Annotated in this window: 13 protein-coding genes; 10 read left to right on the top strand and 3 right to left on the bottom strand. The window is 63.6% G+C overall.

Features of this window, described 5'->3' with window-relative positions; genetic code table 11:
* Position 1 precedes the first annotated feature (1 nt).
* The 10 genes from rlmH (at position 2) to OUY36_RS19410 (ending at position 9,215) form a co-directional block, all read left to right on the top strand.
* Positions 2-469 (top strand): 23S rRNA (pseudouridine(1915)-N(3))-methyltransferase RlmH, encoded by a 468-nt coding sequence (gene rlmH / locus OUY36_RS19455; RefSeq protein WP_063540847.1) that lies wholly within the window; start codon positions 2-4, stop codon positions 467-469.
* A gap of 18 nt (positions 470-487) precedes the next feature.
* The gene (mrdA, locus tag OUY36_RS19450; protein WP_267935590.1) at positions 488-2,377 is read left to right on the top strand and encodes a penicillin-binding protein 2; all 1,890 of its coding nucleotides are present in this window, start codon (positions 488-490) and stop codon (positions 2,375-2,377) included.
* Positions 2,374-3,519: a rod shape-determining protein RodA gene (rodA, locus tag OUY36_RS19445; protein ID WP_267935588.1), complete on the top strand. Its 1,146-nt coding sequence runs from the start codon at positions 2,374-2,376 to the stop codon at positions 3,517-3,519. Before mrdA ends, rodA begins: the two co-directional genes overlap by 4 nt.
* A gap of 47 nt (positions 3,520-3,566) precedes the next feature.
* Entirely contained in the window at positions 3,567-4,544 is a 978-nt protein-coding gene (mltB, locus tag OUY36_RS19440) for a lytic murein transglycosylase B (protein WP_267938214.1), read from the top strand.
* Positions 4,541-5,533, top strand: a complete 993-nt coding sequence (locus OUY36_RS19435) for a septal ring lytic transglycosylase RlpA family protein (protein ID WP_267935586.1) — start codon at positions 4,541-4,543, stop codon at positions 5,531-5,533. Before mltB ends, OUY36_RS19435 begins: the two co-directional genes overlap by 4 nt.
* Before the next feature lie 48 nt (positions 5,534-5,581).
* On the top strand, positions 5,582-6,739 hold the full coding sequence (locus tag OUY36_RS19430) for a D-alanyl-D-alanine carboxypeptidase family protein (RefSeq protein ID WP_110775741.1): 1,158 nt from the start codon (positions 5,582-5,584) through the stop codon (positions 6,737-6,739).
* A 66-nt stretch (positions 6,740-6,805) separates the two neighbouring features.
* Positions 6,806-7,087: a DUF493 domain-containing protein gene (locus OUY36_RS19425; protein WP_041015896.1), complete on the top strand. Its 282-nt coding sequence runs from the start codon at positions 6,806-6,808 to the stop codon at positions 7,085-7,087.
* Complete coding sequence (lipB, locus tag OUY36_RS19420; protein ID WP_063540853.1) at positions 7,087-7,743, top strand: lipoyl(octanoyl) transferase LipB; 657 nt, start codon at positions 7,087-7,089, stop codon at positions 7,741-7,743. The genes OUY36_RS19425 and lipB overlap by 1 nt, the downstream gene beginning before the upstream one ends.
* Positions 7,736-8,713 (top strand): lipoyl synthase, encoded by a 978-nt coding sequence (gene lipA / locus OUY36_RS19415; RefSeq protein WP_200597485.1) that lies wholly within the window; start codon positions 7,736-7,738, stop codon positions 8,711-8,713. Before lipB ends, lipA begins: the two co-directional genes overlap by 8 nt.
* 157 nt (positions 8,714-8,870) lie before the next feature.
* Positions 8,871-9,215 carry a hypothetical protein gene (locus tag OUY36_RS19410; protein ID WP_063540855.1) on the top strand — a complete coding sequence of 115 codons (345 nt, stop codon included), beginning with the start codon at positions 8,871-8,873 and terminating at the stop codon, positions 9,213-9,215.
* 90 nt (positions 9,216-9,305) lie between these two features.
* On the opposite strand, the gene OUY36_RS19405 is transcribed toward OUY36_RS19410, so the two are convergent.
* From OUY36_RS19405 to holA, 3 genes are all read right to left on the bottom strand, one after another.
* Positions 9,306-10,604, bottom strand: coding sequence for a lytic murein transglycosylase (locus OUY36_RS19405; protein WP_267935582.1), 1,299 nt, complete (start codon positions 10,602-10,604; stop codon positions 9,306-9,308).
* Positions 10,605-10,666: 62 nt separating this feature from the next.
* Positions 10,667-10,825: an alternative ribosome rescue factor ArfA gene (arfA, locus tag OUY36_RS19400; protein ID WP_102838758.1), complete on the bottom strand. Its 159-nt coding sequence runs from the start codon at positions 10,823-10,825 to the stop codon at positions 10,667-10,669.
* 78 nt (positions 10,826-10,903) lie between these two features.
* Complete coding sequence (gene holA, locus OUY36_RS19395; RefSeq protein ID WP_156245118.1) at positions 10,904-11,935, bottom strand: DNA polymerase III subunit delta; 1,032 nt, start codon at positions 11,933-11,935, stop codon at positions 10,904-10,906.
* Between the last annotated feature and the right edge of the window lie 2 nt (positions 11,936-11,937).

Here is an 11,937-nt window from a genome sequence, read left to right as displayed (position 1 = left end):
TGTGCGGATCAAGCTGGTCGCGGTTGGCTCGAAGATGCCGCGCTGGGTCGAGGACGGTTGGCAGGAATACGCCAAGCGCCTGCCCTCCGAGCTGCCGCTGGAGCTGCACGAGATTCCGCTCAACACTCGTGGCAAGAACGCTGATGTGGCGCGGTTGATCCGCCAGGAAGGCGAGGCCATGCTGGGCAAGGTGCAGCCGGGCGAGCGCATCGTCACGCTCGAGGTGCACGGCAAGCCCTGGAGCACCGAGCAGCTGGCTGCCGAGCTGGAACGCTGGCGGCTCGATGCGCGCAACGTCAATCTCATGGTTGGCGGCCCGGAGGGCCTGGCACCCGAGGTCTGTGCACGCAGCGAGCAGCGCTGGTCGCTTTCGCCGCTGACCCTGCCGCATCCGCTGGTGCGTATCCTCATTGGCGAGCAGATCTATCGCGCCTGGACCTTGCTGTCCGGTCATCCCTATCACAAGTAGTACGCGAACACTTCCAACATGCCGCAACCGATTCAGCTCAAGGATCACGAAAAGGACGCCGTGCTGGTACGCCGACGCGTGATCGTGGGGCTTGCCGTCGTGCTGCTGCTGATCGGCGTGCTGGTGGCGCGCATGTACTACCTGCAGGTGGTGCAGTTCGAGCATCACTCGACGCTGTCGGAGAACAACCGCGTCCACGTTCAGCCGATCCCGCCCAACCGCGGGCTGATCTTCGATCGCCAGGGGCGGGTCATCGCCGACAACCGGCCGAGTTTCAGCCTGACCGTGACCCGCGAGCGTGCCGGCGACTGGCGGGTCGTGCTCGACTCGGTGGTGGAGATTCTCGAACTGAGCGAGGAAGAGCGCGGGTTGTTCGAGAAGCGCGTGCTGCAGGGTCGGCGGCCGTTCGAGCCGGTGCCGATCATGTACGAACTGTCCGAGGAACAGATCGCCCGTATCGCGGTGAACCAGTTCCGTCTACCCGGCGTCGAGGTCGCGGCGCAGCTGGTGCGTCATTACCCGCAAGGGCCGCATTTCGCGCATTCGGTCGGCTACGTCGGGCGGATCAATGAACAGGAGCTCAAGCAGCTCGATCCGGTCAACTACAGCGGTACGCACCACGTCGGCAAGACCGGAGTCGAGAAGTTCTACGAGGACGAGCTGCACGGCCAGGTCGGTTACGAGGAGGTCGAGACCAACGCTCGTGGGCGGGTTCTGCGCGTGCTCAAGCGAACCGATCCGATCCCGGGCAAGGACATCACCCTGTCGCTTGACCTGGATCTGCAGGAGGCGGCCGAGGCGGCCCTGGGCGGGCGCCGTGGCGCCATCGTCGCGCTGCTGCCGGACACCGGCGAGGTGGTCGCCATGGTCAGTCAGCCGAGCTTCGATCCCAACCTGTTCGTCACGGGAATCAGCTTCAAGGACTACGGCGAGCTGCGCGACTCGATCGACCGGCCACTGTACAACCGCGTGCTGCGCGGCCTGTACCCGCCGGGCTCGACGATCAAGCCGATGATGGCGGTGGCCGGGCTCGATGCCGGGGTGATCACGCCGTCCAGCAGGGTGTTCGATCCGGGCTTCTTCCAGCTGCCCAACGTCAAGCACAAGTACCGCAACTGGAATCGCAGTGGCGACGGCTGGGTCGATCTCGATCTGGCCATTGCCCGTTCCAATGACACCTACTTCTACGACATGGCGCACAAGCTGGGCGTCGACCGCATGCACGATTACATGACTCGATTCGGCCTGGGTCAGCGGGTATCGCTGGACATGTACGAAGAGACCGCAGGCCTGATGCCCTCGCGCGACTGGAAGCGGGCGCGCTACCGGCAGCCCTGGTATCCCGGCGAGACGGTCATTCTCGGCATCGGTCAGGGCTACATGCAGGCCACGCCACTGCAGCTGGCCCAGGCCACGGCGCTGGTGGCCACGCGCGGTAAATGGATTCGTCCGCATTTGGCGCGCAGCATCGCTGGCAAGGCGCCGGTGGACCCGGAACCGATTCCGGACATTCAGTTGCGCGATCCGCGTTTCTGGGATTATGCGACCCACGGCATGGAGCAGGTGCTGCATGGCGCGCGCGGTACGGCGCGCAAGGTCGGAGACGATTCGGTCTATCGCATCGCTGGCAAGAGCGGCACCGCCCAGGTCGTGGCGATTCGCCAGGGCGAGAAGTACGACAGCGCCAAACTGGCCGAGCGCCATCGCGACCACGCGCTGTTCGTCGCGTTCGCGCCGGTGCACGACCCGCAGATTGCCGTGGCGGTGATGGTGGAAAATGGAGAGTCGGGTTCCGGTGTTGCCGCGCCCGTGGCCAAGCAGGTCATGGATGCCTGGCTGCTGGACGAAGAGGGCAAGCTCAAGCCCGAGTTCGCACCGCCGCTGACTGCCGAAGGGAAGAAGCCATGAGCGGCAATTTCGACCGCACCCTGTCCCGCGACGATGTGCTGCGCCGCCGCGCCAGCCTGCTGCAGCGCCTGCACATCGACGGGCTGCTGCTGGTGCTGCTCTTGGTACTGGCCGCCGGTAGCCTGTTCATCCTTTATTCGGCCAGTGGCAAGAACTGGGATCTGGTGATCAAGCAGGCGACGTCCTTCGCTCTCGGCCTCGGTGCCATGCTGGTGATTGCACAGTTCGAGCCGCGTTTCATGGCGCGCTGGGTACCGCTGGGCTATCTGGGCGTGGTGGCGCTGCTGGTCGCGGTCGAGGTGGTCGGGCACACGGCGATGGGCGCGACGCGCTGGATCAACATTCCCGGCGTGATTCGCTTCCAGCCGTCGGAGTTCATGAAGATCATCATGCCGATGACGATCGCCTGGTACCTTTCGACCCGCAGCCTGCCGCCGAGTCTCAAGCATACGGCGATCAGCCTGTCGCTGATCTTCGTGCCGTTCGTGCTGATCCTCAAGCAGCCTGACTTGGGCACCTCGCTACTGATTCTGGCGTCCGGCGCGTTCGTGCTGTTCATCGCCGGTCTGCGCTGGCGCTGGATTATCGGGGCGGTAGCGGCGGTCGTGCCCATCGCCGTGGCGATGTGGTACTTCGTCCTGCACAACTACCAGAAGCAGCGCGTACTGACCTTTCTCGATCCGGAAAGCGATCCGCTGGGCACCGGGTGGAACATCATCCAGTCGAAGGCCGCGATTGGCTCGGGCGGTGTGTTCGGCAAGGGCTGGCTGGCCGGGACGCAGTCGCACCTGGATTTTTTGCCGGAAAGCCACACTGACTTTATCATCGCCGTGCTTGCCGAAGAGTTCGGCCTGGTCGGTGTCTGCTTGCTCCTGCTGGTCTATCTGCTATTGATCACGCGTGGGCTGGTGATCACGGTGCAGGCGCAAACATTGTTCGGAAAACTGCTGGCTGGCGCCTTGACGATGACATTCTTCGTTTACGTTTTCGTCAATATCGGTATGGTCAGTGGGCTGTTGCCCGTGGTGGGGGTGCCGTTGCCCTTCATCAGTTACGGTGGAACTTCATTGGTGACCCTACTGTCAGGGTTCGGGGTTTTGATGTCGATCCACACCCATCGCAAGTGGATCGCACAGGTTTGACGAGAGTGAATTTGTTGACTTCATTACGGCGTGGTTGGGTGGTGCGAATGCTGGCGGGCGTGGGCTTGGCTGGTGCCGTGCTGGGAAGCCTGCCGCTACAGGCCGCTGACTACGTCGGTCCCAACGTGGACGAGTTTGTCGCTGAAATGACGCGCGACTACGGATTCGCAAGCGAGCAGCTGCACGAGCTGTTCGCAAAGGCCGAGCGTAAGCAGGCCATTCTCGATGCGATTTCGCGGCCAGCCGAACGAGTCAAGCCGTGGAAGGAATACCGGCCGATCTTCCTCACCGACTCGCGTGTCGCCCAGGGCGTCGACTTCTGGCGCGAGAACGAGGCGGCGCTGGCCCGTGCCGAATCCGAGTACGGCGTGCCGGCCGAGATCATCGTGGCGATCATCGGCGTGGAAACCTTCTACGGGCGCAACACCGGCAGCCATCGCGTGATCGATGCACTGTCGACGCTGGGTTTCGACTATCCGCCGCGGCAGCCTTTCTTCCGCCAGCAGCTCAAGGAGTTTCTGCTGCTGACTCGCGAGGAGCAGGTCGACCCGCTGACGCTCAAGGGGTCCTACGCCGGAGCCATGGGCCTGCCGCAGTTCATGCCGAGCAGCTTCCGCGCCTACGCGGTGGACTTCGACAGTGATGGTCATATCGACATCTGGAACAACCCCACCGACGCCATCGGCAGTGCCGCCAGCTACTTCAAACAGCATGGCTGGGCTGCCGGCGAGCCGGTGGTGGCGCGGGCCAAGGTTTCCGGCGAGCGATTCGAGGAAGGCCTGACCGTTGGCCTCGAATCACAGAAGAACGCCGGCGAGATGCGCGCCCTGGGTTGGCAGTTCGACAAGTCGGTGGCCAACGAGACCGCCGTCACAGCGTTCCGTCTGGAAGGTGCCGATGGCGATGAATACTGGCTGGGCCTGCCGAACTTTTACGTGATCACCCGCTATAACCGCAGCGTGATGTACGCCATGGCCGTGCATCAGCTGTCCCAGCAGCTGGCTGAAGCGCGAGGCGATCAATGAGGCTTCTCTGGACACGAGTGCTTGCCCTGGGCATGACGGCAGCACTGCTGGCGAGCTGCTCGTCGACCCCCGCACCGAGCACTAAGCCGGGCAAGGGCAGCGGCATCAGCGGTCCAGGTGATTACGCTCGTCCGCACAAGGATGGCGCGCCCTGGTGGGACGTGGACGTCTCGCAGATTCCGGACGCGGTGCCGATGCCGCATTACGGGCCATACAAGGCCAATCCTTACACGGTGCTCGGCAAGACCTATTTCCCCATCAGCGACGGACGCCGTTATTCGGCGACCGGGACGGCGTCCTGGTACGGCACCAAGTTTCACGGGCAGCCCACCGCCAATGGTGAGAAGTATGACCTGTACGGCATGAGTGCAGCGCACAAGACACTGCCATTGCCGACCTATGTAAAGGTCACCAACCTGGAAAACGGACGCACCGTGACGCTGCGCGTCAACGACCGGGGGCCGTTCTACTCGGACAGGATCATCGACCTGTCGTTTGCCGCTGCAAAAAAGCTCGGCTACGCCGAACGTGGCACCGCCAAGGTCAAGGTCGAGGGGATCGATCCGCAACAGTGGTGGGCCGAGCAGGGCCGACCGGTGCCCAGCATGATGGCGCAGCCGCAGGTTGCCGCGGCCAAGCCGGCCAGCAACATGGCGCAACCGATCGAGCAGTACACCCCGCCGCCGCAGCAGCACGCCGCGGCGACGGTGCCGCTGGAAATCGAAGCAAAAAAAAACGCTTCGCCCGCAGCCTCTGGCCTGTTTCTCCAGGTTGGCGCCTTCGCCAATCCGGATGCGGCGCAGCTGCTCAAGGACAAGCTGAGCGGCGTGGTGTCTGCACCGGTGTTCATCAGCTCGGTGGTACACAACCAGCAGACCCTGCACCGGGTGCGGCTGGGACCCATCGACACGCCGGATGAGGCCTTGCAGCTCGAGCAGAGCGTACGCCTGGCCAATCTCGGACAGCCGCGCCGCGTCGCAGTCGACTGAGCCTTTTGCAATTCTTGCCTTGTTTTACCTGACTAACTTGAGATTCGGATGAACATCACCAGCCTCGTGCAACGCTCCCTAGTCCTGATTCTGCTGGCGGTCGCTCCTACCGTCTGGGCGGCGCAGATCCTGCCGTCACCGCCACAGCTGGCGGCCAAGTCCTACATGCTGATGGATGCGGCCAGTGGTGAGGTGCTGGTCGAGCACAACGGTGACGAGCGCCTGCCTCCCGCCAGCCTGACCAAGCTGATGACCGCCTACATCGCCACCCTGGAAATACAGAAGGGCCAGATCAGCGATAGCGACATGGTCACTGTCAGCGAGAAGGCCTGGCGTACCGGTGGCTCCCGGATGTTCATCCAGGTCAATACCCAGGTTTCGGTGGATGATCTGTTGCACGGCATCATCATTCAGTCTGGCAACGATGCCAGCGTGGCAATGGCCGAGCATATCGCCGGTAGCGAAGAGGCTTTCGCTGACCTGATGAACGCGACGGCTCAGCGCCTGGGCATGACCAATAGTCATTTCATGAACGCCACCGGTCTGCCGGATCCGGAGCACTACTCCTCGGCGAACGACATGGCCAAGCTGGCCCGCGCGATCATCTACGAGGATCCGGCGCACTACGCCATCTATGCGCAGAAGGAGTTCCTCTGGAACAACATCAAGCAGCCCAACCGCAACCTGCTGCTGTGGCGCGACAAGACCGTCGACGGCCTGAAGACCGGTCATACCGAGGAGGCTGGCTACTGCCTGGTGGCCTCTGCGGTGCGTGACAACATGCGTCTGATCTCGGTGGTGTTCGGCACCGACAGCGAGCAGGCGCGTGCCGCGGAAACGCAAAAACTGCTGACGTACGGCTTCCGCTTCTTCGAGACCCGCACCTTCTACCAGAAGGGCACCGAGCTGGCCGAAGCCCAGGTCTGGAAGGGGCAGCAGAGCAAGCTCAAGGCCGGCCTGGCCCAGGACCTGACCATGACGCTGCCGCGCGGCCAAGTCGAGAAGCTGCAAGCCGTCATGAGCTTCAACGGTACGCTGACCGCGCCGATCCAGCAGGGCGATGTCGTTGGCAAGGTCGAGGTCAAGTTGGATGACAAGGTCGTGCGTAGCACCGACCTGGTGGCGCTGGAAACGGTCGAAGAGGGTGGGCTGTTCCGCCGTTTTTGGGATAGCATTCGCCTGTTCTTCTACAGCCTGTTCAACTGACCACGCTCGCGTGCGCCGCGGCTGATCCCGCCGCGTCGCACGTGCGGATCACGAGTCCGTTACGCCATGACCGATAATCAAGATGTCGCTGCACCCAAGATCGACTTTCCCTGCGAGCGCTACCCGATCAAGGTGATCGGCGACGCGGGCGAAGGCTTCCGTGAGGTCGTGATCGAAGTCATCCAGCGCCACGCGCCGGACTTCGACGAGACCACCGTGGTCACGCGTGACAGCCGCAACGGACGCTTCCTTTCGCTGCAGGTGCTGATCACCGCCACTGGCGTCGAACAACTGCAGGCCATCCATGTCGACCTGCGGGCCACTGGTCGTGTCCACATGGTGCTGTGATGACCCACGAAGTGGGTGTGCGTGAGCTCGGCCTGATCGAGTATCGGGCGGCCTGGCAGGCCATGCAGCATTTCACCAATACGCGCGATGCCGCCAGTGGCGACGAAATCTGGCTGCTGCAGCACCCGCCCGTGTTCACCCAGGGCCAGGCCGGCAAGGCCGAACATCTGCTGTTCCCCGGCGATATTCCGGTGGTGCAGGTGGACCGCGGCGGTCAGGTGACCTATCACGGGCCCGGCCAGCTGGTCGGCTACCTGCTGCTGGATGTACGCCGACTCGGTATCGGTGTACGGGAGCTGGTCAGTCGCATCGAGCAGAGTCTGATCGATCTGCTCGCCGGCTATGGTGTCGAGGCGGCTGCCAAAGCGGATGCACCGGGCGTTTATGTCGACGGTGCAAAGATCGCGTCTCTGGGCCTGCGCATTCGCAATGGCCGTTCCTTCCACGGCTTGGCGCTGAACGTGGACATGGATCTCGAACCTTTCCGGCGCATCAACCCCTGCGGTTATGCAGGGCTGCCCATGACCCAGTTGCGTGACCTGATCGGGCCGATCGACATCTCTGAAGTGGCCGATCGACTGCGTGATCATCTGGTCCGGCAGCTCGGATACGCGCAACAGAAGACCCTCGCGGGCGGAATCGAAGCTTATGAGTAGTGTAGAAACGGCAGGCAAGCGCCCGGCCAAGGTAGAGGCTGGTGTCAAACTGCGCGGTGCCGAGAAGGTCGCGCGGATTCCGGTGAAGATCATCCCCACCGATGAACTGCCGAAGAAGCCCGATTGGATCCGCGTGCGCATCCCGGTATCGCCGGAGGTCGACCAGATCAAGCAGACCTTGCGCAAGCACAAGCTGCACAGCGTCTGTGAGGAGGCGTCCTGCCCGAACCTGGGCGAGTGCTTCTCCAGCGGCACCGCGACCTTCATGATCATGGGCGACATCTGCACCCGTCGCTGCCCATTCTGCGACGTCGGCCATGGCCGGCCGAACGCGCTGGACCCGGACGAACCGAAGAACCTCGCCCAGGCCATTGCGGACATGCGCCTGAAGTACGTGGTCATCACCTCGGTGGACCGCGACGACCTGCGCGACGGCGGTGCCCAGCATTTTGCCGACTGCTTGCGCGAGATCCGCAAGCTGTCGCCGTCGATCCAGCTCGAGACCTTGGTGCCGGACTATCGCGGACGCATGGAGATCGCGCTGGATATCACAGCCAGCGAGCCGCCGGATGTGTTCAACCACAATCTGGAAACCGTACCGCGGCTGTACAAGTCGTCGCGGCCGGGGTCGGATTTCGAGTGGTCGCTGGATCTGCTGGAGAAGTTCAAGCAGCGCGTGCCGGGCGTGCCGACCAAGTCGGGACTGATGCTCGGTCTTGGCGAGACCGATGAAGAGGTGATCGAGGTCATGCAGCGTATGCGCGAGCACGACATCGACATGCTGACCCTCGGCCAGTACCTGCAGCCGTCACGCAATCACCTGCCGGTGCAGCGTTTCGTCCATCCCGACACCTTCGCCTGGTTCGCCGAGGAAGGCATGAAGATGGGCTTCAAGAACATCGCGTCCGGCCCGCTGGTGCGTTCCTCGTACCATGCCGATCAGCAGGCCCACGGCGCCAAGCACGACTGATCCGTACCGGCGTTCTGCCGTAAAAGGAAGCCGCGCACTGGAGTCGGCGAAGGCTGCAGCCGAAGCGTTGGCAGGAAAATTGCGGCATTTCACCGCATTAGACTTTGGTCTATAGTGGCCCGGTTTACACCACGAGGCCAACCGAGGGCCACAGCAGATGAACGAACCCCAGTTGAAGAACCTGCTTGATGATCTGGATGCCGCCAAGGTCGAGTGCGACGCGATGAGCCGTCTGGTGGTGACGCGTCTGGCCAAGCAGCACATTCCATATCGTGCGATGTTGGGGCAGGTGGAGTTGGACGGTAAGGTGCTGTCGCCACACTTCTGGGTCGAGGCTGATGGCTGTGTGATCGATTACCGAGCGCGCCAGCGGCTGGGTGGCGATCAGCGTGTGCCCCATGGCGTCGTTCCGCGCGAGGCTGTCCAGGCGCATTATCAGGGGCAGCAAGTGGTCATCGATCCGCTACCGGACTACCTCTACGAGGTGGCGGTCAAGCACTGAGATGCGACCTGCCATAACGAAAAAGCCCGGCCATCATGCCGGGCTTTTTTGTTTGCCGAGTTTTCGCCCCGCTCGAAGCGCAGGCTGCGCTCAAGGCTGGGCGCGTAGGCGACCGAGCAGCTCCTGAGTGGGATGGCCGTCGGCCGGCCAACCCAGCTGCTGCTGGAAGCCGCGAATGGCCTTGCGTGTATTGGCGCCGATGATGCCGTCCGGCGTGCCCGGGTCGAAGCCTTGGGCGACCAGGCGCTCCTGCAGCTCCAGGCGTTCCGAGCGGCTGAGCGGTTGCTCACCACGTGGCCAGCTGCCGGCAACCTGGCCCTTGCCCTGAAAGTTCTCAGACAGCAGACCGATGGCCAGCGCATAGGCCGAGGAATTGTTGTAGCGCAGGATCGCGCGGAAGTTGTCCATGATCAGGAACGCGGGGCCGCGGTGGCCGGCAGGCAGCAGCAGACTGGCATTGGCCTCGTCCACTCCTTGGGGTAGTCCGCGCAGGCCGAGGCGACGCCATTCGGCCAGCGGCTTGCGAATCTCGCTATCGGCCAGGGCATAGTCGAAGCCACTGGGCAGCTGCACCTCGAAACCCCAGGGCTGACCTTGCTTCCAACCGGAGGCCTGCAGGTAGTGCGCAGCGGATGCCAGGGCGTCGGCCGAGCTGTTCCAGATATCGCGCTTGCCGTCACCGTCGAAGTCCACCGCATGGGTGTTGTAGGTGGTCGGGATGAATTGCGTCTGGCCCATGGCGCCAGCCCAGGAACCGCGCATCTGCTGCGGCGACACGTCGCCGTGCTGGAGGATTTCCAACGCGGCGATCAGCTGGCTCTTGGCAAAGGCCGGACGGCGCCCTTCATGGGCGAGGGTGGCCAGCGAGCGGATCACCGACTTGTCGCCCATGATCTGGCCGAAACTGCTCTCCAGGCCCCAGACGGCAACCAGGGTCTCGCGATCGACGCCGTAGCGGGCTTCGATGCGGTCCAGGGTCGCGGCGTGCTGGTTTAGCAGGCGTTGTCCGCTGCGGACTCGCTGGGCTGAAATCGCGCTTTCCAGATATTGCCAGACGGGGCGCGTGAATTCCGGCTGGCTGCGATCAGCTTCGATCACCGCAGGATCGGGCTGCACGCCGGCGAAGGCGCGGTCGAAGGTCGTGGCGGAGATGCCCGCTTCCAGGGCTTCGGCACGGAATTGCTCGCGCCACTGGCTGAAGCTGAGATGAGTGGCTTCTGCTGGCGCGTCGACGACGGGCTTGTCGCTACGCTGGACAGAGGGCGCGGGTGCGTTGCTGACAAGGGAGGACTGCGCAAGAGGTTCGGCGGCACAGGCGACCACCAGGCTCATCGCCGAGGCGGCGACCAGCGTTCGCAGCAGCAGAACGGGAACGAAGGTGTAAAACATGCACCACTCTCGAAAGGTGTCGTCGGCCGCAGACATTATCACGCTTTCGGGGTGTTGGGTTTTCAGGCCGCCAGAAGGACCGAAGCCTCCCAGTTGGTGGACTGGGAGGCTTCGCGGCGGTAGCTGCCTTTGCCTTTCTTTGGCGTTTCCTGGCGCTGGCGGAACAGCGGTTGCGCGACCAGGCGTTTGGCCTTGTTCGTTCTTTTCTTGCGTGTGCTCATGACGTATCCCTGAGTAGCCCGGTATCGGACAGCGGCATCATAGGGTTTGTACAAAAAATGTCCAGCAGACTGGCGTTGTCAGCTTGCGCCCAGCCGGCGACCGCTCAGCTGCAGGCAGATATTGGCCAGCCCGATCCAGGGATCGCCTTCGGCCTGGCCTTTGATCTGCTCGTCTATGCGCTGTGCAGCCATCAGCAAGCGGCTCCAGCCGGCGGCGTCGTGCCGTTGCAGTGCCTTGGAGACCAGCGGGCGTCGTTTGTCCCAGACCGGCGGACGTGCCTGGCTGAAGGCGCGCTCGAGCGGAACGCCCTGCCCGTACTGCTGGGCGATATTGGCCAGTAGCCGCAGCTCGCGCGCCAAGGCCCAGAGGACCACCGGCGCTTCCACACCCTCGCCACGCAGGCCTTCGAGCATGTGCAGCGCGTGCGCGGCCTGGCCGTGGAGTGCCGCGTCGATCAGGCCGAAGACGTCGTAGCGGGCGCTGTCGGCTACGGCTGCTTGCACAGTATCAGCACTGATCTGGCCGGCGTCGGCCAGCAGTTTCAGCTTTTCGATCTCCTGCGCGGCGGCGAGCAGATTACCCTCGACCCGTGCCGCGATCAGCTCGACGGCTTCCTGATCGGCGGATAGACCGGCCTGGGCCAGCCGCTGGCGGATCCATTGCGGTAGTTGCGCGGCGTCTACCGGCCAGATCTGCAGAAACTGCACGTCCTTGCCGTCGATCAGCGCCTTGGCCCACTTTGTCTTCTGCGTGCTGCCATCAAGCTTGGGCAGGCTGATCAACAGCACCGTGTCTTCGGCCGGGCGCGCCAGGTAGTCCAACAGCGCCGCGGCGCCCTTGTCCCCCGGCTTGCCGTTGGGAATGCGCAGTTCGATCAGACGTTTCTCCGCGAACAGCGACAGGCTTGCGCCGGCCTCGATGAGCTGGCCCCAGTCGAAGCCGGTCTCGACGTGGAAGACCTGACGCTCACTGAAACCCTGCGCGCGGGTTGCCGCGCGAATCGCATCGCAGGCTTCCTGACACAACAGGTGCTCGTCACCGCAGACCACGTAGATGGGCGCAAGGGTGCCTTGCAGATGCTTGCCGAGTTGAGCGGGAGAGAGCTTCATGG

The organism is Stutzerimonas sp. R40042, assembly GCF_026642215.1.
Classification (GTDB): Bacteria; Pseudomonadota; Gammaproteobacteria; order Pseudomonadales; family Pseudomonadaceae; genus Stutzerimonas; species Stutzerimonas frequens.
Note: the sequence above shows the minus strand (reverse complement) of the source record. Positions and strands in the feature narration are given on the sequence as shown.